Raw genomic sequence first — 22,400 nt, forward strand, 5'->3', positions numbered from 1 at the left:
CACCTAGCATTTTTACCAGTATCCACAACTTCCACTCCACGCTAGCCTTCTCTCACCAACAACCGGTAGCAGGCCAACCCGGCCCCTCCTTATCGTGATGTGTATGGGAGCACTTCGCATGAGTAATGACTCGGCACGTCTACTTGCAGCAAAGGCACGTCTTGACTATCAAAAGCAGCGTGTTGCCAGGTTGGCGGCGCAGCAGGTCGATGCCCTGGCGCCCCCTGAAGTTCAAGGGATAGTCGACCCAGCGGACGGGACCTTGAACAAGGACGTCCTCGATGCGGACCTTGATGTGGTCATACAGGAATGGCTAAACCTGCCCGACCCAATCCTGGGTGACAAGGACACATTGCAACTGGAAATGGCTATCGTTGACGGACAGGGTGTCGGTGACTTTCTGGAAGTTGGCGCCAGCGCCCAATACGATAAGGACAGTGTATTCCCTACGACGCTGCAGATACCCAAAGCTGATTACCCCCATGACGGCAAGCGCCAACTGCGCTATAGAATCGACAGGTACAATACGCCTACGCCAGAATACTCTCCCGCAATCGATCTGATATTCGATAAAACACCGCCGTGGGATGCTGTTGAACCTGAAGCAGCGGCACTCAATGGAAACGTGGTGACAGACGATTTTTTCGGCACCAATCCAACCGGCCTGACAGTAACATTACCGCCTTATAATGACCAGGACGAAAAGGATACTTACGCACTTTATTACTCTGACACCGTTCCGGTTGAGGGGCAAATACCACCCCCCATTGGTTATGGCCCACTACCTGCGAACCGGGAACTACTAATAACCAAGGCCGACATAGAAAGGCTGAGTGACGGTCACTTCTACATTGTTTATATCCTGTTGGATAAAGCCACCAACCGCAGCCGCATCTCCAAGATCGCGGAGGTTTATGTAAACCTTGGGTCATTACCCACCGCGCTACAAGCGCCAGTAGTACCCCTCGCCCAAGGTGATGGCCTGATCGACCTGGCCGATGCGCAGGCAGGCGTCATGGTTGAAGTCGACTATACCAACTACCGGAGAAGCGACATTGTCGAGGTCACCTGGGGCACGTCCAAGCCCTTCACCGAAGAAATTGGCTCGCGTGAGCTGCCGCTTTCCATCAGTGTCCCCCACGATCGCCTGCGTGAAGCCTATGGTGCCGCAGATACCGAACTAGAGACCGATGTCAGTTATCGTGTACTGCGCCATGGCGTTCCCTATGGCCCGGAAAGCACCACGCTGAAGGTTGATTTCTCTGTCGCAGGCCCCGACCGCCCCGACCCCGACCCCACTTGGCCAGACCCCATCAACAGCAAACTCGACGCCCCTGCGGTCTGGGGCAAGAACTCTCAACAGGAAAACGTGCTGGATCGGAGTGATTCCGGCGAGGAGGCCACATTCAAGGTCAAACGTCATGACGATGCCAAAGATACTGACATCATGGACTTCTATTGGGCCGGCACGCTGGTCACCGAGGCCACGTACTCTGTCGATTTAAGCGACCCTGCAGATATCGAGCGACCGCTTCCCTGGACCTACATACTTAATGCCAGCAATAACCCCACGCTACCGGTGCACTACACCATCCGCAAAGCGACCGGGGCAGGTAACGAGCAAAACTCGCCTACTGCTGTGGTCAATGCCAATGCCGTTGTCATCGAGCCGGACGCTCCCGAGTTTCAACGTCTGTACAATAATAGATTCCTCAACTGTGAATCCCTTTGGGAAGACCCCCTGAACCCAACTGGCGACCCTGCGTTCAAGGTGTTCGTGCCACCACTGAACCAGTACCTGCCCAATGGCGGTGAGGTAACCCTGACATGGACTGGATGGGGTGGCTACACCGGGGATAATGAGATTCCGGCAGCCAGACTGACCCATCCCCGTACAATCAGCGCAGCAGAAGCGGCCGCGGGCTTTTATTGGGAAGTCAAACCCTACAATCCCCACATCCTCAGTATCTATGACCCCACTGGACTTGGCGCGGATGGTCGCGGCCGCGTCCAGTACAGCTTCCAGCATGGGGGAGAAACCGTCACATCGAAAACAGCCGAAGCTGTGGTCAGCCTGGGCACAGGATCAGGCACCTGTGCGATTCCATGAACGGGGCGCCCATGGACGGGCTGGCAAGGTAGCCCGCGCTCATAGATAGGAAAAGCCGCGAGCTTAATCAGGCTTTTCCTACAGGAAATGTCCGCTAAATCCATAGACTTCGGCACCAATGGCCAGCCTGCAACAGGCGCTGGCCGGTTACGACTTGGACAAGACACAGGTATTCGCATGTCAGCATTCTCCCCCTTGCCCCTACGCCAGGTTCTGCGCGCAGCCACATTCGCCCCTGCGCTCCTGCTCAGCCCGGACAGCTGGGCCCAGACACCGATCAAGAATGACACAACGATCGATGGCAGCGCAGCACTTGACAACTACACGGTAATGGACGGCGCCACCCTCACGGCCAACGGCGCCATTACTCGTGACATCAGGGTGCTGGAGGGCTCAAGGCTGGTGCTCAATGGTAGCCAGGTAAACGCCACTGGCAACGCCGCAGGCCTGCGCATCAGCGCGGCCGGGGCCACTATCAGCAACAGCCGCGTGACATCTGCCTTCCAGGGCCTGTCCATAGGCAGCGGCGCACAGGTTGACGCGTTTGACAGCACCATCAGCGGCGGCGCGGTGGGCGCAGTCATCAACAATAGCCTGCTGACGCTGTCAGCCAGCCACGTCACTGGTACCAACACCAACAGTGCCGGGATCAACCTGTTCGATGGCAACCTGCAGGCCACTGCAGGCAGCCGCATCGTCGGCGACCAGGATGGCCTCCGCGTGCGTGGCGACAGCGGCCAGCCCGCCGGAACCAGCACAGTGGTACTGGATGCCAGCCACGTAGAGGGCCTGAACGGTTCTGCAATTGCCGTCGCTACGGCGGGGAACGCACCGGCGAGTGCCAGGATCGAGGTATTGAACGGCTCCACCCTCAAGGCCGGTAATGGCACACTGGTGGAAGTCGGCGCCGTCGGCACCGCCGATATCCTGGTCAGCGCCAGCGCCCTGGAGGGCGATATCGTCGTCGCCGAAGGCGGCAGCGGCAAGCTGACCTTGGCCAACCAGGCAACCCTCAAAGGCCGCCTGGAAAACCTTGACCTGCTGGCCTTGAACAGTGGTGGCCAATGGACCATGACTGGCGACGCACAGCTCAAGGACTTGGCGCTGGACGGCGGCGCAGTGGCGTTTGGTGATGATGGCGAGTTCTACACCTTGCAGGTGGCCAACCTGGAAGGTAGCGGCACCTTCATCATGAACGCCGACTTTGCCGACGGCAAAAGCGACCTGCTCGAGGTGACGGGTGCCGCCACCGGCAACCATGAGATCCGCGTGACCAGCACAGGCAAAGACCCGCTGGCCGACACCGAACTGCATCTGGTGCATACCGCCGCAGGCGATGCGAGCTTCTCGCTGGCGGGCGGCCCGGTTGACCTGGGCACCTTCGCCTATGGCCTGACCCAGCGCGGCAATGACTGGTACCTGGACGCCTCGATGCGCTCGCTCAGCAATGGCACCAAAACCATCCTGGCACTGGCCAATACCGCCCCTACCGTCTGGTATGGCGAACTTACCACCTTGCGCAGCCGCATGGGGGAGGTACGCCGTAACGACGGCGCAGCGGGTGGCTGGATGCGCAGCTATGGCAACCAGTTCAACGCTTCTACCTCCGGCTTCGGCTACAAGCAGCAGCAACAAGGGCTGTCGTTCGGTGCCGACGGTCGCCTGCCAATCGGCGATGGCAACTGGCTGGTCGGGGTCACAGCGGGCTACAGCAACTCAGACCTCAACTTGCAGGGCGGCAGCTCGGGCAAGGTCGACAGCTACCACATGGGGGCCTACACCACTTGGCTCGACTCGCAAAACGGCTACTACTTCGATGGCGTTGTAAAAGTCAACCGCTACCAGAACCGGGCCGATGTGCAGTTGAGTGATGGCAGCAAGACCAAAGGCGACTACAGCAATCACGGCATCGGGGTGTCACTGGAGGCCGGTCGGCATATCAAGCTGGAGGATGGTTACTTCATCGAGCCTTATGCCCAACTGGCAGCCATGACCATCGAAGGTCAGTCGTATCACCTGGCCAATGGCTTGCAGGCCAGCGGTGAAGACACCCGCTCGCTGCAGGGCAAGCTGGGTACAACTGCCGGGCGCACCTTCGACTACGGCCAGGGCCGCATGATTCAGCCTTATGTACGGGTTGCCGGGGCTCACGAGTTCGTCAACAACAACCGCGTGAAGGTGAACGGCAACAGCCTCGACAATGACCTGGCGGGCTCGCGCGCCGAACTGGGCGCCGGTGTAGTGGCAGCCTGGGACCAGCAATGGCAGGTACATGCGGAGTTCGACTATGCCAACGGCGAGCAGCTCGAACAGCCTTGGGGGGTGAGCGTGGGCGTCCGTTACAACTGGTGATTGCAGCACCCTGCGGCGCCGTCCGGCGCACGCAGGGCACAAATCAGCACTCAATGCTTGTCCTTGACAGGAGACCAAGCCATGTCATTGATTACCCTGATCCGTTCACTCTGGTCCTCGCTCAAGGGGCGGACCACTCAGGCAGACCCGCTCGATCCACCCGAGATCGCGGCGCTGCTGCCAGACCTTGAGGGTGGCGAAACCCACTTGCTGCGCTTCAGCGCAACCCATCAGCCGCTTGAGGTCAGGTTCAAGATGTGGAAGAACTCCAATCCCGCAATGGGTGAGGAAACGCTGACGCTGTACTGGGACGATACAGCAGTCGCTCAAAAGTCATGGACAGCGCCGGTGCCCGAGGACGACCTGTTCCTCCATGTACCGCAACACCTGTTGCTCAGTGAGGGGAGACATAACCTGTTTCATGATGTAAAGCTCTACAACGGCAACCATTCGTCTTCACTACCCTTTCACATCACCATCGACCGAACGCCCCCTCAACTTCCGACGGACAACATGCTGGTGTTCGACCCTGAGGTGGTCCAAAACGGTGTCACCGACGCCTATCTGGTGGAGCACAATGAAGAACTGGAGGCCACTGTGCCCCTTTATTCAGGTATCCGTGTGGGTGATGTGCTGACCTGGTATTGGTCCACCTCCCCCTCCGGCATGGACCAGGCAGGGAGCAGGTCCGTAACACAGGGAGACCTCAACAAACCGCTGAAGGTGATCATCCCAGGCAAGCACATCCGTGATATGGCTGACGGCCTACGCTATGCGCGGTACACGGTTCAGGATTATGTGGGCACGCCAGAGCTGCAGTCGCAAATTGTGCTGCTGGACGCCAAACCCACTCCGTTACCCGTGAACTTCTCCACACCCTACCTAGAGGAAACGGGCAGTACGGGCAGCAGCAGCACGCTGGACCCGCTTCGGGCCTCGAATGGCGCAACCGTCATCATCAAAGCAGGTAACCCCTTCGAGCCCACTGACAGCGTGAGGGTACACTGGGCAAACCCGGGGGAACACGGCGCCTATGACGCCCCCGTCGAGGTGGCTACCGGCAACATCGCCTGCCCCATCCCCAGAACCAACGTTGCGGCCCGTATGGGCAGTAGCCTTGCGCTGTATTACACGGTAACCCGTCGCGGCACAACTCATACATCCGGGCTTCACACGCTGACGGTACGAGCCCCCACCAATCTGCCCCCGCCTCAGTGTGAGGCGATCCAGAGTGGTAAGCTGAGCCTGAGTGGGATGGGAGACCAAGCCACCTTTACCCTCAACATCTGGCCACTCAGGGATACCAGTCAGTTCGTCAGGCTGCACATCACCGGCAAGCGTAACGATGGAGGCGACGCTCCTGTCGTGGTCACAGACGCGACCCCGGTAACGTCGGCAACAGGGATCATGACGGTAGGTTCGGTAACCCCGGCAGCGCTGGGCGTGTTCACGGTCTCTTACCAGATCGACATCCTGTGCTATTTCAGCGTGGACAACAAACTCTCCTGGATCCCGTTCCCTCACGTACCCGTGACACTGGTGGGTTGACAAAAACCACTCGCTCGGCTGTTCAAGGAAACCGGCTTCGACAAGGAACCACGCCCTCAAAGCCCCCGTAGGCTTTGCGCTGTTCGTCTGTGCGAAGGGCGCCTAGCAGTGGCACTTTGAATTTCAAGGCTGATGATGGATTCAGGCAAACTGCGCTGAAACGAAAAAAGACGCCGAAGCGTCTTTTTTCGAGGACTTACAGAATCTCATGCGACTCTGTAGATCTTGATTTGGAGCGGGAAACGAGACTCGAACTCGCGACCCCGACCTTGGCAAGGTCGTGCTCTACCAACTGAGCTATTCCCGCAATTTGAAGCTTTACCACGTTCGGCGTGAAGCGCCTTTACAGCCTTCACCACCACTGCACCGCATAGACGCCACAGTATTTAAACTGGAGCGGGAAACGAGACTCGAACTCGCGACCCCGACCTTGGCAAGGTCGTGCTCTACCAACTGAGCTATTCCCGCATTTGGCGTCCCCTAGGGGACTCGAACCCCTGTTACCGCCGTGAAAGGGCGGTGTCCTAGGCCACTAGACGAAGGGGACACACAACACTTTTCAGTGCACCAGAACATGAACCTCACGATTCAGCCTGGATTTTCTTTTCCTGCCCCGCCGTTAAGCAGTGCCGGAGAAACTGGAGCGGGAAACGAGACTCGAACTCGCGACCCCGACCTTGGCAAGGTCGTGCTCTACCAACTGAGCTATTCCCGCATTGGCGTCCCCTAGGGGACTCGAACCCCTGTTACCGCCGTGAAAGGGCGGTGTCCTAGGCCACTAGACGAAGGGGACACGCTGCTGGCATTACTGCCTGCTTTCACTCCCTGCTGCGTTTCGCTGTGTGCTTTACGCTGCAAGTGGCGCGCATTCTATGGATGGTTCGGGAAGGCGTCAACCCCTTTGTAGAAATTTATTTAAATCAATGACTTCCGGGTACACCCAGCGCTCTTTTGGCAAGCCTGCTGGGGTTTGGCGTTGATTTTCTGGCGTCAAGTCAGCATTAATGTGCCAGCATCCAGTCATGGCACAGTTTGCCGATAGAAAAAGAGAATGGCTGTCAGGGCCTCTCGCGAGCACGCTCGCTCCTACACTCAATCATGCAAACCTATTCATGAGGCATTAACGGTGACACCACTTCTGATCACCCTGCTCATCGTGGCGGGCATCGCGTTGCTGATCGTGATCGGCTACCTCAACAATGTGGTCGAGAATGGCAAGCTTGAGCGCGCCCGGATGAAGATCGAGCTCGCCGACCGCCTGCGCCGCTGTGGCGAGATCACCGAGACGTTCCCCGGCCAGTTCATGACCCCGGCCCTCAAGTTGCTGCTGACCCGCCTGGAGCTGAACCTCAACCAGCGCCTGCTGGCGGTGGACAAGCGCAATGCCGAATTCAAGGCGCGCATCGCCGAACTGGAAGGGCTGATTGCCCTGGGTGACAAGATCCCGGTCAACAACCCACCTAACCCGATCCACACCGAGATCAAGGCCAAGGACGTACGCTTCTTGCTGGAGGCGCTGCACAATCAGGTGACCCGCGCTGCCCATGAGGGCTTCTTGCCCGCCGTCGAGGCCAAGCATTGGGTCAAGGAAATCCGCCATATCCTGGTGCTGCTGCATATAGAGTTCTTCAACAACCTCGGCCAACAGGCCCTGCAAAAAGGCCAACCCGGCCAGGCGCGCCTGGCCTTCGAGCGCGGCGTGCAGTATTTGCGCAAGCAGCCGGAGCCGAAGGTGTATGAAGAGCAGCTGACGTATCTTGAGAAACTGTTGGCCCGGGCCAATGCCCAGGTGCTGGACCGCATGGCACCGGCGGAGGACGAGCACAACGAACTGACCGATGGGCTCAAGACCGATGAGGAAGAAACCTGGAAGAAGAAGGTGATCTACGACTGATTGGTTAACCTGTACCGGCCTCTTCGCGGGTAAACCCGCTCCTACGCGGCGGTGTACCCACATCGGGTGTTGGGCGCAGGCCGTTGTAGGAGCGGGTTTACCCGCGAAAGGGCCGGGGCTGCTGGCCAATATCCCTGGTCATTCATCGTTGCCGCCGCCACCGTATTCGCGGGTAAACCCGCTCCTACAAGCGAAGAGGCCGGCACAGGCAACATCGATCAGCAGTCAGTCAACGTCAGAAAGATCGCCGCCAACCGCTCCAGCCCCACCTGATCCGCCTCGCTGAACCGCCCGACCGTCGGGCTGTCCAGGTCCAGCACGCCAATCAACCTGCCGTCCTTCACCAACGGGATCACCAGCTCACTGTTGGAGGCACTGTCACAGGCAATGTGGCCAGGGAATGCATGTACATCCTCGACCCGCTGGGTCTGTCGCGTTGCCGCCGCAGCCCCGCACACACCTTTACCGAACGGAATACGCACGCACGCCACCTGACCCTGGAACGGGCCCAGTACCAGCTCTTCGTTGCGGTTGAGGTAGAACCCCGCCCAGTTCAGGTCGTCCACCTGGTTATACAGAAACGCGGAAAACTGCGCGGCGTTGGCGATGAAGTCACGCTCATCGGCGAACAGCGCCTGCACTTGCGCCGCCAGCAGGTTATAGCCGTCGAGGCCGGCGCCACTGGCATTGAGGTCGATCATTTACTTTTGCTCCAGCAATTGCAGCCCGACCCAGTAGCGGGCGAACTGATAGGCACAACGGCCATTACGGTTGCCGCGGCCGGTGGCCCAGCGCACGGCGAGGATGTCGAGTTCTTCGGTACGCTGCCACACAAGGCCCGCAGGTTGTGCCAACTGGCCAATCCAGTGCTCCACAACGTTCAGGAAATGGTCCTGGGTGAACGGGTAGAACGACAGCCACAGGCCAAAACGGTCAGACAGGGCAATCTTGTCCTCCACGGCTTCGCTGGGGTGCAGCTCGCCGTCCACACGCTTCCAGTTCTCGTTGTCGCTTTCCTTCTCGGGCACCAGGTGGCGGCGGTTGGAGGTGGCGTACAGCAGCACATTGTCCGGGGCCTGCTCCAGCGAGCCGTCGAGCACGCTCTTGAGCACCCGGTAGTCGCCCTCCCCGGCTTCGAACGACAGATCGTCGCAGAACAGGATGAAGCGTTGCGGCAGCTTCTGCAGCTGCTCGACCACCCGTGGCAGGTCGGCCAGGTGGTCACGTTCGATTTCGATCAGGCGCAGGCCGGCGCTGGCGTGCTCGGCCAGCAGGGCACGTACCAGCGACGACTTGCCGGTACCACGCGAGCCCCACAGCAACGCGTGGTTGGCTGGCAGGCCGTTGATGAACTGGTGGGTGTTGCGGCCCAGCTGGTCGCGTTGTTTGTCGACGCCGATCAGGTCGGTCAGGCGGATGTCCAGGCTGACGTCCAGCGGCAGCAGGTAGCCGCTGCGGCCATCACGCTGCCAGCGCGCGGCCAGTGTGGTGCCCCAGTCGATGCGCGGGCGTTGTGCCGGCAACAGGGGTTCAAGGCGCACCAGTACCGATTCGGCGCGGTCCAGAAAAGCGATCAAGCGAGCGTCCATGACGACTCCTAACAATTTCAGTTTTTTGGGGGCCGCTGCGCGCCCCTTCGCGGGCTTGCCCGCTCCCACAGGGCTTGCAGCCTGGGGCTAAGCTGTACCTGTGGGAGCGGGCAAGCCCGCGAAGGGGCGCCAAGCGACCCCCGCTTGGCGATCAACTGAAATGAACAGACAGACCCACCAGCAGCCGGGGCTATTCGGCTATGCTTGCGCAGCGCAAGGAACGGGAAACCGGCTCGGGACTCATGGATATCAAGTTCACCAATCGCCTGTCATACAAGCAAGCCCGGTTGACAGTCCTGGTCGGCTTCATCCTGGGAACATTGCTCAGTCTCATCCAGATCGGCATCGATTATGCCAGCGAAGACGCGTCCATCAACCGTGAAGTGAACGCGTTGCTGCAAATCAGCCACAACCCGGCCTCGCGTATCGCCTACAACATCGACTCGGAACTGGCGCTGGAGCTGACCCGCGGCCTGCTGCAGTCGCCAGCCGTCATCCGCGCACGGCTGATCGACAACAACGAAACGGTACTGGCCGATGTCGAGCGGCCCAGGCTGCAGGACCGCTACCGGCCACTCAGCGACTTCCTGTTCGGCGAGCAACGCCAGTTCAAGGAGCGCCTGTACCTGACCCACATGCCAGAGGAGTACCTGGGCACCCTGTACCTGGACATCGACACCTTCGCCTTCGGCAGCCGCTTTCTCGACCGTGCCGGCATCACCCTGCTCAATGGTTTTGCCCGCAGCCTGGTGCTCACCGGCCTCCTGCTGGCGCTGTTCTACATGATGCTGACCAAGCCGCTGGTGACGGTGATTGGCGCACTCAGCGGCAGCGATCCGCGCAAACCCCGGCAAACGCGCCTGGAATGCCCACACGGACACGAGCATGACGAAATCGGCGTGCTGGTGAAGGTCGCCAACCAGCAGTTCGTCAGCATGGCCACCGAGATCGAACAGCGGCGCACCGCGGAAAACCGCCTGACCCAGTACCTGAACGAGCTGGAAGACATCGTGTCGGCGCGCACCAACGAGCTCAAGGCCAGCAACAGCAGCCTGAGCCTGTCCAACCAGGAGCTGGAACAAGCCCGCAGCCGAGCGCTGGACATGGCCCAGGCGCGCGCCGCCTTCCTGGCCAACATGAGCCACGAAATCCGCACCCCGCTCAACGGCATGCTCGGCATGATCGCCCTGGCGCTGGACAACCCGCTGCCCAGCGAGCAACGCCAGCAACTGGCTATCGCCCATGACTCGGGCAAGGTGCTGGTAGAGCTGCTGAACGATATTCTCGACTTGTCCAAGTTCGATGCCGGCCAGCTTGAGCTGGAACGCATTGCGTTCGACATGGGCTCGATGGTGGAAGACACTGCCAACCTGCTGTCGCAGAACACCGCGCAAAGCGTGGAGCTGACCTGCCTGATCGCCAGCGACTTCCCCAGCAGCGTGCTCGGCGACCCCACGCGTGTGCGGCAGATCGTCAGCAACCTGCTGTCCAACGCACTGAAATTCACCCGCTTCGGCCGCGTCGACGTGCGCTTGGCGGCCATTGTCGGTGGTGTGCGTCTTGAGGTACGGGATACCGGCATCGGCATCCCCGAAGACGCCCAGGCGCGCATCTTCCAGCCTTTCACCCAGGCCGGCGCCGGCATCACCCGCCAGTACGGTGGCACCGGCCTGGGCCTGGCGCTGACGCGCAACCTGTGCAAGGCCATGCAAGGCCACCTGCACATTCGCTCCGAGCCGGGCTTTGGCAGCTGTTTTACCGCCGAGTTGCCGCTGACCGTGCACACCGAAGCCATCCCGCCAGTGCCCTTGCATGGCCGCGTGGCCGCACTGAGCGCAGCCGGCAGCGGGCTCAATGAACTGTTGCAGCACTTGTTGCCCGCCTGGGGCCTGACCTACCAGCGCCATGACAGTTGCACCACGCTGGATGCGGCAGTGATCGACCTGTTGATCACCGACGACGTCGAGCACCTGTTCGCACTGCGCCCAGCATTGAAAACCCCGATTCTGCTGGTGACTGCCTACGGCAACTTCCTGCCCAACGAGCAATCCCTGGCCTTGGCCCCGCTGCACCAGCTGGCCCGACCATTGGCACGCAACGCCCTGTACCAGACCCTGCGCCGCACCTTGCAAGGCCATGAACCCGAACACCCGCTGGCCATCCCGGCCATTACCCAGGAACAAGGCCGTGCGAGGATTCTGCTGGTAGAGGACAACCCGGTGAACCAGCTGGTGGCCAAGGGCATGCTGGCCAAGCTCGGCTGCCAGGTGCAACTGGCCACCCAGGGCGCGGAGGCCCTTGAGCTGCTGGCGCGTGAGGAATTCGACCTGGTGCTGATGGACTGCAACATGCCGGTGATGGACGGCTACGAGGCCAGCCGGCGTATCCGCCAAAGCGGCCGCTGGCCCGAGTTGCCCATCGTCGCCCTCACCGCCAACGCCATGCCCGAAGAGCGCGAACGCTGCCGGGCGGCGGGCATGAACGACTACCTGGCCAAGCCATTCCGCCGCGAAGAGCTACTGGCCCTGGTCGACCATTGGGTGCCCTTCAGCGGCTGAGCAAACGCTCGATGTCCGCCTCCAGGGCCTGTGGCTTGGTGGTGGGGGCATAGCGCTTGACCTGGCCACTGGCCGGGTCGACCAGAAACTTGGTGAAGTTCCACTTGATCTTCTGGCTACCCAAAATACCCGGCGCGCGCTGCTTGAGTTCGACGAACAGAGGGTGAGCGCCCGGGCCGTTGACCTCGACCTTGCGAAACAGCGGAAAACTCACGCCGAAATTACGCTCGCAGAACTGCGCAATTTCCCGCGCATCGCCAGGTTCCTGCTTGCCGAACTGGTTGCACGGAAAGCCCAGTACCACCAGGCCACGGTCGCGGTAGGCCTGCCACAGTTGCTCCAGGCCCTTGTACTGCGGGGTAAAACCGCACTGGCTGGCGGTATTGACCACCAACAGCACCTTGCCCGGGAAGTCGCCGAGCGTCTTGTGCTCGCCGCCCAGGGTCACGCAGGGAATGTTCAGCATCGTTGCAGCCATGGTCGGGCTCCGGTCAGTCGCGCGGACGAAGGTCGATGCACACCGAGTTGATGCAGTAGCGCAGGCCGGTCGGTGGCGGGCCGTCAGGGAACACATGCCCCAGGTGCGCGTCGCAACGGGCGCAGGTGACCTCGGTACGGATCATGCCGTGGGATGTGTCGCGGATCTCGATCATCGCGCTGTCCTCGATCGGCGCGTAGAAGCTCGGCCAGCCGCAGCCGGCGTCGAACTTGGTCTGCGCATCGAACAGCGCCAGGCCGCAGCAAATGCAATGGTAGATGCCATCGCGGCGCTCGCTGTTGTACTTGCCGCTGAATGGCCGTTCGGTGCCCTTGAGGCGGCAGACCTGGTACTGCTCGGGGTCGAGCATCGACCGCCATTCGTCCAGGTTTTTTTCGATCTTTTTCATGTAGGGACCTCGGCAGGCTGAATTTCACCCCGCACCGTCTTTTCCGGGGCGCGGGTGGCACGTATATTAGTTGGCTTCGTGTGCCAGGCGTTCAGTCTGGCACCCGCTTCCTGCCCTTTCAAACCTTTCGGCGGGGCGTAGCGCGTTTTCTCAATCGGGATCCCATCATGCAGTTCAGCAAATCGAACAAGCTCGCCAATGTCTGCTACGACATTCGCGGCCCAGTGCTCAAGCACGCCAAACGCCTGGAGGAGGAAGGCCACCGCATCCTCAAGCTGAACATCGGCAACCCGGCGCCGTTTGGCTTCGAGGCGCCTGATGAAATCCTTCAGGATGTGATCCGCAACCTGCCCACCGCACAGGGCTACAGCGACTCCAAAGGCCTGTTCAGTGCCCGCAAGGCGGTGATGCAGTACTGCCAGCAGAAAGAAATCGAAGGCGTCACCATCGAGGACATCTACCTGGGTAATGGTGTGTCCGAGCTGATCGTCATGTCGATGCAGGCGCTGCTCAACAACGGCGACGAAGTGCTGATCCCGGCCCCCGACTACCCGCTGTGGACTGCCGCCGTGAGCCTGGCCGGCGGCAAGCCGGTGCACTACCTGTGCGACGAGCAGGCCGACTGGTTCCCGGACCTTGAGGACATCAAGGCCAAGATCACCCCGAACACCAAGGCGCTGGTGATCATCAACCCGAACAACCCGACCGGCGCCGTCTACTCCAAAGAGCTGCTGCTGGGCATGCTGGAGCTGGCGCGCCAGCACAACCTGGTGGTGTTCTCCGACGAGATCTACGACAAGATCCTGTACGACGAAGCCGTGCACATCAGCACCGCCTCGCTGGCCCCGGACCTGCTGTGCCTGACCTTCAACGGCTTGTCCAAGTCGTACCGGGTGGCAGGTTTCCGCTCCGGCTGGCTGATCATCTCCGGGCCCAAGCACCACGCACAAAGCTACATCGAAGGCATCGACATGCTGGCCAACATGCGCCTGTGCGCCAACGTGCCGGCCCAGCATGCCATCCAGACCGCGCTGGGCGGCTACCAGAGCATCAACGACCTGGTGCTGCCGCCGGGCCGCCTGCTGGAGCAGCGCAACCGCACCTACGAACTGCTCAACGATATCCCTGGCGTCAGCTGCGTGAAGCCGATGGGGGCGCTGTATGCGTTCCCGCGGATCGACCCGAAGGTTTGCCCGATCCTCAACGACGAGAAGTTCGCCCTTGACCTGCTGCTGTCGGAGAAGCTGCTGATCGTACAAGGGACGGCGTTCAACTGGCCGTGGCCGGACCACTTCCGCGTGGTGACCTTGCCGCGGGTGGATGACCTGGAAGCGGCAATTGGCCGGATCGGCAATTTCCTGAAGGGTTATTCGCAGTAGGGTTCGACGGGGGGGCGCCGGGGGCCACGAGAGGTTCGACGCGGGGGTGGTGGTGGGGCGCAGATCGAGCGCCGCCCGCGCGGCGCTTCGCGGGTAAACCCGCTCCTACGTTTGTTTCGGGCCAATTATGCCTGTGGGATTTGCGCGCGAAGGCCCTGGCGCATGGCTCGATATCGCGTCGTACAAACAAGGCGATCGCGCGCGCCTGGCACAGGATGGACTGGCCCGAAACAAACGTAGGAGCGGGTTTACCCGCGAAGCGCCGCGCGGGCGGCGCTCGATCTCACAGGCGCCACACCACTTGCGGCAAACACCCAACGGCCTTGACGCAGCCCCCAAGCCGAATGTTTCTTACATCCTGCAACGCTCTATCCCACAGCCCCCACGCCATCCTCTGCCATACTCCGCCGTACACAGTTTGAAATAGTCCCCCGATTGAATCGGCGCGGCAGGCCCCTTATATACCCCGCAGTAAGCGACAACTCATCCGTCAGGAGAACGTAACAACCATGATGCGCATTCTGTTGTTTGTAGCCACCAACCTCGCGGTGGTGCTGGTTGCAAGCATTACCCTGAGCCTGTTCGGTTTCAACGGGTTCATGGCCGCCAACGGGGTCGACCTGAACCTCAGCAGCCTGCTGGTGTTCTGCGCCGTGTTCGGCTTTGCCGGCTCCCTCGTCTCGCTGTTCATCTCCAAGTGGATGGCGAAGATGACCACCGGCACCCAGATCATCAGCCAGCCGCGCACCCGCCACGAGCAGTGGCTGCTGCAAACGGTCGAAGAGCTGTCCCGCGAAGCGGGCATCAAAATGCCTGAGGTGGGTATCTTCCCGGCTTACGAGGCCAACGCCTTCGCCACCGGCTGGAACCGCAACGACGCGCTGGTAGCGGTGTCCCAGGGCCTGCTGGAGCGCTTCTCGCCCGATGAAGTGCGCGCGGTACTGGCCCACGAAATCGGCCACGTTGCCAACGGCGACATGGTCACCCTGGCGCTGGTGCAGGGCGTGGTGAACACCTTCGTGATGTTCTTTGCACGCATCATCGGCAACTTTGTCGACAAGGTCATCTTCAAGAACGAAGAGGGCCAAGGCATTGCCTACTATGTGGCGACCATCGTTGCCGAGCTGATCCTTGGCATCCTGGCCAGCATGATCGTGATGTGGTTCTCGCGCCGCCGCGAATTCCGCGCCGACGAAGCCGGTGCGCAGCTGGCCGGTACCGCAGCAATGATCGGCGCCCTGCAGCGCCTGCGCGTGGAACAAGGCCTGCCAGTGCACATGCCGGACACCATGAAGGCCTTCGGCATCAATGGCGGCCTCAAGCACGGCCTGGCCGGGTTGCTGATGAGCCACCCACCGCTGGAAGACCGCATCGAGGCCCTGCGTCAGCGCGGCTGATTCACAACCTGAGAATACAAAGGGCGACTTCGGTCGCCCTTTTTTATTCCCGGCCTTACGCAGCCTTCTGTGGGAGCGGGCGCGCCCGCGAACACCGGCAAAGCCGGTGCCATCTACCGCGTCGCCTGTTTCGCGGGCGCGCCCGCTCCCACATGGGCCGCGTCAGCCTGCCATACCTGCTTTTCGGCTGACCTGATACACCCGCTCCAACAAACTCGACGCCCCGGCCTGCATGAATTTCGGGCTGTCCTCAATCACCTCCACAGCCTCCAGCTGCTCCACATGCCACCCCGCAAACCCCTGTCTCAGCTCTTCATCCCTGACCGAAAACGGCGGCCCGGCCAACAACGACTGGTCATACTCCAGCGTCACCACCAACCCACGGCAATTCGCCGGCAGCAAACCCGACAACAGCTGCATATACCGCGCACGCATCTGCACCGGCAGCGCAATCACCGCCGCCCGGTCATACAGCCCCACGCAGTCAGCCACATCCTCTGCCCGCAAGGCAAAGAAGTCGCCACACCACAGCTGTACATCTCCACTGCGCCAAACCTCGAATGCGCCCTGCTGCCGCACTTCGGCCTCAAGCCCGTGCTCACGGAAAAAATCCTCCACCGCCCGCCGCGACAGCTCCACACCCAATACGCGATGGCCCTGCCCTGCCAGCCAGGCCAAGTCCAGGCTCTTGCCGCACAACGGCACCAGCACGCGGCTGCCGGGCGCCAACTGCAACTGTGGCCAATACGTCTGCAGATAGGGGTTCACCTGCGCCTGGTGAAAGCCGATCTGGTTGTCGGCCCACCGCTGCTGCCAGAACGCTGGTTCCATGATTACTCCCGATTTTTAGATGATTTGTCGGTAAAACTTGGTTTGGATTTCGATCTGTAGTTATTCGATGATGGTTGCATCTTAACCTTCAGGACCCCGCCATGCTGCCCAGCCTGTTCATTTCCCATGGTTCCCCCATGCTTGCCCTGCAACCCGGCGCCAGCGGGCCGGCACTGTCCGGGTTGGCCAACGCGCTGCCCCGGCCGAAAGCGATCGTGGTGGTGTCGGCACACTGGGAAAGCCGCGAGCTGCTGGTCACCGGCAGCGCGCAGCCCGAAACCTGGCATGACTTCTACGGCTTCCCACCGGCCCTGTATGCGGTGCAGTACCCGGCGCCGGGCGAGCCCGGGCTTGCTGGCCAGATCAGTGAGCGGTTGAAGGCTGCGGGGTTACCCGCGCGACTGGACATGCAACGCCCATTCGACCATGGCGCCTGGGTGCCGCTGTCGCTGATGTACCCGGATGCGCGCATTCCCGTGGTGCAGGTTTCACTGCCCAGCCACATGGGGCCGGCGCTGCAGCTGAAGGTGGGCCAGGCACTGGCGGGGTTGCGTGCCGAGGATGTACTGCTGATGGGTTCGGGCAGCATTACCCACAACCTGGGTGAGCTGGACTGGCATGCAGGGCCGGATGTGATCGAGCCGTGGGCGCTGGCGTTCAGGGATTGGGTGGTAGACCGGTTGCAGGAGGATGACCAGGCGGCGCTGCTGGATTACCGGCAGCAGGCGCCGTTTGCGGTGCGCAACCATCCCAGTGATGAGCATTTGCTGCCGCTGTTCTTTGCCCTTGGGGCCGGGAGCAAGTTCGGCGTGGTGCATCAGGGGTTCACCCTGGGCGCGCTGGGGATGGACATCTATCGGTTCGACTGAAGGGCCTCTTCGCGGGCTTGCCCGCTCCCACAGGTACCCCACAGATTTCAGTACCTGTGGGAGCGGGCAAGCCCGCGAAAGGGCTGGTACAGGCAAAAAAAATCCCCGACCTAAGCCGGGGATTTTTTCATTACGCCAGGATCAATCCTCGCGGTAGCGACGCAGCTTCAGCTGCTTGCCAGCCACGCGGGTGTCCTTGAGCTTGGACAGCAGCTTCTCGAGGCCGTCTTCCGGCAGCTCGACCAGGCTGAAGCTGTCGCGCACCTGGATGCGGCCGATAGCGTCACGCGCCAGGCCACCTTCGTTGAGGATCGCCCCCAGCAGGTTCTTGGCAGCGATACCATCACGGGCACCCAGGGCGGTACGGCAACGCACGCGGCCTTCGGCCAACGGCAGCGGTGCACGGCGCTCACGGTCACCACGGTCAGGACGCTCGCCACGCTCACCGCGCTCGGTACGCTCACCACGCGGGGCGAAGCTCGGCACCAGCGGCTGCTCACGCTCTACCGCCGCCAGGTCCAGCGCCTGGCCATTGGTGGCCTTGCGCAGCAGGGCCGAAGCCAGGGCACGCGCGCTGCAACCCAGGTCGGTGGTCAGGCGGTCGAACAGCTCGCCGTGGGTGGCTTCTGCTTCGGCTACCAGCGGCGCCAGGCTCGAGGTCAGCTTCTTGATGCGGGCATCCAGCACGGCCTGGGCATTCGGCAGGCGCGCTTCGGCAACCTTCTGCCCGGTAACACGCTCGATCACCTGCAGCATACGGCGCTCGCGCGGGGTAACCAGCAGCAGTGCACGGCCATCGCGACCGGCACGGCCAGTACGGCCGATACGGTGTACGTAGGACTCCGGGTCGTACGGCATGTCAACGTTGAACACGTGAGTGATGCGCGGTACGTCCAGGCCACGGGCAGCGACGTCGGTGGCGACGACGATGTCCAGGCGGCCATCCTTGAGCGAGTCGATCACGCGCTCACGCTGGTTCTGGGCGATATCGCCGTTCAGTGCAGCAGCCTTGTAGCCTTTGGCTTCCAGCGCGGCGGCCAGGTCCAGGGTGGCTTGCTTGGTACGCACGAAGGCGATCAGCGCGTCGAACTCTTCCACTTCCAGCAGACGCAGCACAGCCGGGATCTTCTGGTCCGCGTGGACCATCAGGTGGGCCTGCTCGATCGCGGTAACGGTCTGGGTCTTGGTCTGGATCTTGACGTGCTTGGGTTCACGCAGGTGACGCTCGGCGATCGAACGGATCGAAGACGGCAGGGTTGCGGAGAACAGTACGGTCTGACGGGTAGCCGGGATTGCGTCGAAGATCACTTCGAGGTCGTCCATGAAGCCCAGCTTCAGCATCTCGTCGGCTTCGTCCAGTACCAGGTACTGTACAGTCGACAAGACTTTTTCGTCACGACGCAGGTGGTCGCACAGACGGCCCGGGGTGGCCACGACGATTTGCGCGCCGTTGCGGATCGCACGCAGCTGTGGGCCCATCGGGGCACCACCGTAGACGGCGACAACGTTCACGCCCGGCATCTGCTTGGCGTAGGTTTCGAAAGCGGTAGCAACTTGCAGCGCCAACTCACGGGTTGGCGCCAGGATCAGGGCTTGCGGTTCGCGCTTGCTCACATCGATCTTGTTCAGGATCGGCAGGGCGAAGGCAGCGGTTTTGCCGGTGCCAGTCTGCGCCTGGCCGATCATGTCGTGACCGGCGAGGATGATCGGGATCGATTGTTGCTGAATGGCGGACGGCTCTTCGTAGCCGGTAGCCACAACGGCAGCAACAATGTTCGGGTTAAGATCGAGAGCGGCGAAGCCGCCGGTTTCCTGGGTCATGGGTCTGCCTCTAGGTGCATCCGCAAAGACCCATGCTCCAAAGCTGCACATGCCTTGAAAGACCGTCAGGTCACCCAGGCAGCTTTGGCGGCGGGGATTTGCGAAAACGATTGAAAAAGAAAACTTGGGAAGGTCCGCCTAGCGGACGCGCAGCCGAAGCTGGACTCGGAGGATTTGCACCACCTGATTTTGAGGTCCGCTAAAAGACCGGCGCGTACTATACCTGAAATAGTCGCGTACGTGAGGAAAATTTTCATGGAGGCAGGGCCAGTATCGGGCTATCGCGCACGACAGGCTGAATCGATAATCCCCTGAAGCCTTACGCGCTCGGTGTCGGCGCGCGTCCGCCATTCAGGTAGCCGGCCGAATCTCGCGGATCAGTCCGTCGAGGCTGTACCCCAAACGCGGCGCCAGCGCCTCGGCCCGGGCTCTCAAACCGTCCAGGTCCAGCGACTGCTCCAGGTCTGCCGGCACCAGCAGAATCACATTGCCCTCCTTCACAGGCAGCTCCCAGTAATGCCGGTGGTACAACCCGCGCAGCAACGCCGCGCCCAGCGGCCTGCCATCATCGGTGGCCCACTGGTTGATCACCAGCCAGCCGCCCGGGTTCAGGTGCTGCTGGCAGTTCTCCAGAAAGTTCCACGCCAGGTGCCCGACCCCAGGACCATGGTCGGTGTACAAGTCAACGAACAGCAGGTCGGTCTTCTCTGCCGTGGGCAGCAGCTCCAGGGCATCGCCGATGCGCACATACAGCCGCGGGTCGTCGTCCAGGCCCAGGTAATCCATGGCCAGGCGCGGCACATCCGGGCGCAGTTCGATGGCCTCGATGTCTTCCAGCGGCAGGAACTTCATGCAGGCCTGGGTCAGCGTGCCGGCGCCCAGGCCCAGAAACAGTGCGCTCTCCGGCGATTCGTGGCACAGCGCCCCCACCAGCATGGCGCGGGTATAGTCGTACTCCAGCCAGCTGGGGTCGGCGGTGAACACGCAGCTTTGCTCGATCGCATCGCCGAATTCCAGAAAGCGGTAGTCGTCTACTTCGTACACGCTGATGACGCCAAACGCATCCTCCACCCGTGCCAGCAGCCGCTCTTGCCGTTCCGCCGTCATGTCCACCACCCACCTGCGCAAAAACGCGCATTGTCCGCCAACACCCTTGATGCAACAAGCGCAGCGCCAACTGTTACCATGGCTCATAGCCTACAACCGACAAGACCGAGCCCAAGATGAACCAACCGTGGAGCCCCGACAGCTGGCGCGCCCTGCCGATCCAGCAGCAACCGACCTACCCCGATGCCGCGCACCTGCTGAAGGTTGAACAGACCCTGGCCAGCTACCCGCCGCTGGTGTTCGCGGGTGAGGCGCGCGAGCTGCGCCGGCAGTTCGCCGAGGTCACCGAAGGCCGTGCCTTCCTGCTTCAGGGCGGCGATTGCGCCGAGAGCTTCGCCGAGTTCTCGGCTGCAAAAATCCGTGACACCTTCAAGGTGTTGCTGCAAATGGCCATTGTCATGACCTTTGCCGCCGGCTGCCCGGTGGTGAAAGTGGGGCGTATGGCCGGGCAGTTCGCCAAACCGCGCTCATCTGGCGATGAAACCATCGGCGACGTCACCCTCCCCGCCTACCGTGGCGACATCGTAAACGGCATCGGCTTCGACGCCAAAAGCCGCATTCCGGACCCGGAGCGGCTGCTGCAGGCCTACCACCAGGCCACCGCCAGCCTCAACTTGCTGCGTGCGTTCGCCCAGGGCGGGTTTGCCGACCTGCATCAGGTGCACAAGTGGAACCTGGACTTCATCGCCAACTCGGCGCTGGCCGACAAGTACCACCAGTTGGCCAATCGCATCGATGAAACCCTGGCGTTCATGCGTGCCTGTGGCCTGGACAGTGCGCCGCAACTGCGCGAAACCAGCTTCTTTACGGCTCACGAAGCGCTGCTGCTGAACTATGAAGAAGCCTTCGTGCGCCAGGACAGCCTGACCGGCGACTACTACGACTGCTCGGCGCACATGCTGTGGATCGGCGACCGCACCCGCCAGCTCGATGGGGCTCATGTGGAGTTCCTGCGTGGCGTGCACAACCCGATTGGGGTAAAGGTTGGCCCGAGCATGAACCCCGAAGAGCTGATCCGCCTGATCGACACGCTCAACCCGGCGAACGACCCGGGGCGTTTGAACCTGATCGTGCGCATGGGCGCGGGCAAGGTTGGCGACCACTTGCCGGGGCTGATCCGCACTGTCGAGCGCGAGGGGCGCAAGGTGCTGTGGAGTTCCGATCCGATGCACGGCAACACCATCAAGGCCAGCAGCGGTTACAAGACCCGCGATTTTGCGCAGATTCTGGATGAGGTGAAGCAGTTCTTCCAGGTACACCAGGCCGAGGGCAGCCATGCCGGCGGTATCCATATCGAGATGACTGGGCAGAACGTCACCGAATGCATCGGCGGTGCCCGGCCGATCACCGAGGATGCGTTGTCTGACCGGTATCACACCCATTGTGATCCGCGGATGAATGCCGATCAGTCGCTGGAGTTGGCGTTCCTAATTGCCGAAACCCTCAAGCAGGTGCGGCGCTGAGCGCTTTTCGCTTTTCGCTTTTCGCTTTTCGCTTTTGACCTTGCTTCTAAGCGCGCGGTAGCTCAGGCGACGCAGATTGCGACTTCAGGAGGCCGAGCGTAGGCATTGCGGAGGGAGATGACGGGCATGGATGCCCGTCAAGCGCTGAGGCCCCATGGATGGGGCCTGCAGCGCGTGCTCCCGGGAGCAAGGCCGGAGCGAGGGGACCCCGGAGCGTAGCGTAGGGGCCGGATGATGGGAGCCGACGGTTTTTGGTCCCTTTTTGCCACGACAAAAAGGGACCCGCCGTAAGGGCGGAAAGGTGAGTCGGCGTCGCCATCGCAAACGGACTGTACGCCCGATCAGAACCAGCGCTTAAGCTTTGAGCTTTTGAGCTTTTGAGCTTTTGAGCTTTTGAGCTTTTGAGCTTTTGAGCTTTTGAGCTTTTGAGCTTTTGAGCTTTTGAGCTTTTGAGCTTTTGAGCTTTTGAGCTTTTGAGCTTTTGGGCCTTTGGGTTGTGCGCTTTCACATCAAGTAGACATTCATTCACGATGTAGGCGCCTATTCACCTTTCCGCCCTTCCGGCGGGTTACTTTGGTCGTGGCCAAAGTAACCA

At 61.4% G+C, this 22,400-nt stretch carries 15 protein-coding genes, 5 tRNA genes and 1 pseudogene; 9 read left to right on the plus strand and 12 right to left on the minus strand.

What is annotated here, in order from left to right:
• Nucleotides 1-118 precede the first annotated feature (118 nt).
• The 3 genes from ACI7M0_RS19275 (at nt 119) to ACI7M0_RS19285 (ending at nt 6,010) form a co-directional block, all read left to right on the plus strand.
• Nucleotides 119-2,110 (plus strand): hypothetical protein, encoded by a 1,992-nt coding sequence (locus ACI7M0_RS19275; protein WP_405314475.1) that lies wholly within the window; start codon nt 119-121, stop codon nt 2,108-2,110.
• 177 nt (nt 2,111-2,287) lie between these two features.
• A complete protein-coding gene (locus tag ACI7M0_RS19280) occupies nt 2,288-4,462 on the plus strand; it encodes an autotransporter outer membrane beta-barrel domain-containing protein (RefSeq protein WP_129934027.1) in 2,175 nt (724 codons plus the stop codon).
• A gap of 81 nt (nt 4,463-4,543) precedes the next feature.
• Nucleotides 4,544-6,010 (plus strand): hypothetical protein, encoded by a 1,467-nt coding sequence (locus ACI7M0_RS19285; protein ID WP_129934026.1) that lies wholly within the window; start codon nt 4,544-4,546, stop codon nt 6,008-6,010.
• A gap of 231 nt (nt 6,011-6,241) precedes the next feature.
• On the opposite strand, the gene ACI7M0_RS19290 is transcribed toward ACI7M0_RS19285, so the two are convergent.
• The 5 genes from ACI7M0_RS19290 to ACI7M0_RS19310 form a co-directional block, all read right to left on the minus strand.
• Nucleotides 6,242-6,317, minus strand: a tRNA-Gly gene (locus tag ACI7M0_RS19290).
• An 85-nt stretch (nt 6,318-6,402) separates the two neighbouring features.
• Nucleotides 6,403-6,478: transfer RNA gene (locus tag ACI7M0_RS19295), tRNA-Gly, on the minus strand.
• A 3-nt stretch (nt 6,479-6,481) separates the two neighbouring features.
• Nucleotides 6,482-6,557 (minus strand) — tRNA-Glu (locus ACI7M0_RS19300).
• A 92-nt stretch (nt 6,558-6,649) separates the two neighbouring features.
• Nucleotides 6,650-6,725: transfer RNA gene (locus ACI7M0_RS19305), tRNA-Gly, on the minus strand.
• 2 nt (nt 6,726-6,727) lie between these two features.
• Nucleotides 6,728-6,803: transfer RNA gene (locus tag ACI7M0_RS19310), tRNA-Glu, on the minus strand.
• 333 nt (nt 6,804-7,136) lie between these two features.
• On the opposite strand from ACI7M0_RS19310, the gene ACI7M0_RS19315 reads away from it, so the two are divergent.
• Nucleotides 7,137-7,904 (plus strand): hypothetical protein, encoded by a 768-nt coding sequence (locus ACI7M0_RS19315; RefSeq protein WP_020193184.1) that lies wholly within the window; start codon nt 7,137-7,139, stop codon nt 7,902-7,904.
• Between the two features lie 218 nt (nt 7,905-8,122).
• On the opposite strand, the gene ACI7M0_RS19320 is transcribed toward ACI7M0_RS19315, so the two are convergent.
• Nucleotides 8,123-8,605, minus strand: coding sequence for a GAF domain-containing protein (locus ACI7M0_RS19320; protein WP_129933990.1), 483 nt, complete (start codon nt 8,603-8,605; stop codon nt 8,123-8,125).
• Complete coding sequence (locus ACI7M0_RS19325; RefSeq protein WP_129933989.1) at nt 8,606-9,493, minus strand: ATP-binding protein; 888 nt, start codon at nt 9,491-9,493, stop codon at nt 8,606-8,608.
• A gap of 200 nt (nt 9,494-9,693) precedes the next feature.
• Between ACI7M0_RS19325 and ACI7M0_RS19330 the strand changes: the two genes are divergently transcribed.
• The gene (locus tag ACI7M0_RS19330; RefSeq protein WP_129933988.1) at nt 9,694-12,051 is read left to right on the plus strand and encodes an ATP-binding protein; all 2,358 of its coding nucleotides are present in this window, start codon (nt 9,694-9,696) and stop codon (nt 12,049-12,051) included.
• Here the strand turns inward: ACI7M0_RS19330 and ACI7M0_RS19335 are convergent.
• Nucleotides 12,041-12,529, minus strand: coding sequence for a glutathione peroxidase (locus ACI7M0_RS19335; protein ID WP_010952902.1), 489 nt, complete (start codon nt 12,527-12,529; stop codon nt 12,041-12,043). The genes ACI7M0_RS19330 and ACI7M0_RS19335 overlap by 11 nt on opposite strands.
• 13 nt (nt 12,530-12,542) lie before the next feature.
• Complete coding sequence (msrB, locus tag ACI7M0_RS19340; RefSeq protein WP_129933987.1) at nt 12,543-12,938, minus strand: peptide-methionine (R)-S-oxide reductase MsrB; 396 nt, start codon at nt 12,936-12,938, stop codon at nt 12,543-12,545.
• A 167-nt stretch (nt 12,939-13,105) separates the two neighbouring features.
• On the opposite strand from msrB, the gene ACI7M0_RS19345 reads away from it, so the two are divergent.
• Together ACI7M0_RS19345 and htpX are read left to right on the plus strand one after the other, a co-directional pair.
• Nucleotides 13,106-14,317 carry a pyridoxal phosphate-dependent aminotransferase gene (locus ACI7M0_RS19345; RefSeq protein WP_012271123.1) on the plus strand — a complete coding sequence of 404 codons (1,212 nt, stop codon included), beginning with the start codon at nt 13,106-13,108 and terminating at the stop codon, nt 14,315-14,317.
• 509 nt (nt 14,318-14,826) lie between these two features.
• Entirely contained in the window at nt 14,827-15,714 is an 888-nt protein-coding gene (gene htpX, locus ACI7M0_RS19350) for a protease HtpX (RefSeq protein WP_010952899.1), read from the plus strand.
• Nucleotides 15,715-15,876: 162 nt separating this feature from the next.
• On the opposite strand, the gene ACI7M0_RS19355 is transcribed toward htpX, so the two are convergent.
• Nucleotides 15,877-16,545, minus strand: a complete 669-nt coding sequence (locus tag ACI7M0_RS19355) for a thiopurine S-methyltransferase (protein ID WP_129934003.1) — start codon at nt 16,543-16,545, stop codon at nt 15,877-15,879.
• A gap of 101 nt (nt 16,546-16,646) precedes the next feature.
• Between ACI7M0_RS19355 and ACI7M0_RS19360 the strand changes: the two genes are divergently transcribed.
• Nucleotides 16,647-17,414, plus strand: a complete 768-nt coding sequence (locus ACI7M0_RS19360; protein ID WP_129934002.1) for a class III extradiol ring-cleavage dioxygenase — start codon at nt 16,647-16,649, stop codon at nt 17,412-17,414.
• A 141-nt stretch (nt 17,415-17,555) separates the two neighbouring features.
• On the opposite strand, the pseudogene ACI7M0_RS19365 reads toward ACI7M0_RS19360, so the two are convergent.
• Together ACI7M0_RS19365 and ACI7M0_RS19370 are read right to left on the minus strand one after the other, a co-directional pair.
• Nucleotides 17,556-19,269 (minus strand): annotated as a pseudogene (locus ACI7M0_RS19365) (DEAD/DEAH box helicase).
• Between the two features lie 317 nt (nt 19,270-19,586).
• Nucleotides 19,587-20,342 (minus strand): spermidine synthase, encoded by a 756-nt coding sequence (locus ACI7M0_RS19370; protein WP_129934001.1) that lies wholly within the window; start codon nt 20,340-20,342, stop codon nt 19,587-19,589.
• A 116-nt stretch (nt 20,343-20,458) separates the two neighbouring features.
• On the opposite strand from ACI7M0_RS19370, the gene ACI7M0_RS19375 reads away from it, so the two are divergent.
• On the plus strand, nt 20,459-21,805 hold the full coding sequence (locus ACI7M0_RS19375) for a class II 3-deoxy-7-phosphoheptulonate synthase (RefSeq protein ID WP_010952895.1): 1,347 nt from the start codon (nt 20,459-20,461) through the stop codon (nt 21,803-21,805).
• Nucleotides 21,806-22,400 lie beyond the last annotated feature (595 nt).

This window comes from Pseudomonas sp. 10(2024), from assembly GCF_045164175.1.
Taxonomy (GTDB): domain Bacteria; phylum Pseudomonadota; class Gammaproteobacteria; order Pseudomonadales; family Pseudomonadaceae; genus Aquipseudomonas; species Aquipseudomonas alloputida.

Bases quoted from the DNA above. Each gene is read 5' to 3' on its own strand.
- ACI7M0_RS19285 (WP_129934026.1), top strand. From the start codon at position 4,544: ATGTCATTGATTACCCTGATCCGTTCACTCTGGTCCTCGCTCAAGGGG.
- ACI7M0_RS19345 (WP_012271123.1), top strand. From the start codon at position 13,106: ATGCAGTTCAGCAAATCGAACAAGCTCGCCAATGTCTGCTACGACATT.
- ACI7M0_RS19325 (WP_129933989.1), bottom strand. From the start codon at position 9,493: ATGGACGCTCGCTTGATCGCTTTTCTGGACCGCGCCGAATCGGTACTG.
- ACI7M0_RS19360 (WP_129934002.1), top strand. From the start codon at position 16,647: ATGCTGCCCAGCCTGTTCATTTCCCATGGTTCCCCCATGCTTGCCCTG.
- ACI7M0_RS19335 (WP_010952902.1), bottom strand. From the start codon at position 12,529: ATGGCTGCAACGATGCTGAACATTCCCTGCGTGACCCTGGGCGGCGAG.
- ACI7M0_RS19355 (WP_129934003.1), bottom strand. From the start codon at position 16,545: ATGGAACCAGCGTTCTGGCAGCAGCGGTGGGCCGACAACCAGATCGGC.
- ACI7M0_RS19320 (WP_129933990.1), bottom strand. From the start codon at position 8,605: ATGATCGACCTCAATGCCAGTGGCGCCGGCCTCGACGGCTATAACCTG.
- ACI7M0_RS19370 (WP_129934001.1), bottom strand. From the start codon at position 20,342: ATGACGGCGGAACGGCAAGAGCGGCTGCTGGCACGGGTGGAGGATGCG.
- ACI7M0_RS19280 (WP_129934027.1), top strand. From the start codon at position 2,288: ATGTCAGCATTCTCCCCCTTGCCCCTACGCCAGGTTCTGCGCGCAGCC.
- ACI7M0_RS19330 (WP_129933988.1), top strand. From the start codon at position 9,694: ATGCTTGCGCAGCGCAAGGAACGGGAAACCGGCTCGGGACTCATGGAT.
- htpX (WP_010952899.1), top strand. From the start codon at position 14,827: ATGATGCGCATTCTGTTGTTTGTAGCCACCAACCTCGCGGTGGTGCTG.
- ACI7M0_RS19375 (WP_010952895.1), top strand. From the start codon at position 20,459: ATGAACCAACCGTGGAGCCCCGACAGCTGGCGCGCCCTGCCGATCCAG.
- msrB (WP_129933987.1), bottom strand. From the start codon at position 12,938: ATGAAAAAGATCGAAAAAAACCTGGACGAATGGCGGTCGATGCTCGAC.
- ACI7M0_RS19275 (WP_405314475.1), top strand. From the start codon at position 119: ATGAGTAATGACTCGGCACGTCTACTTGCAGCAAAGGCACGTCTTGAC.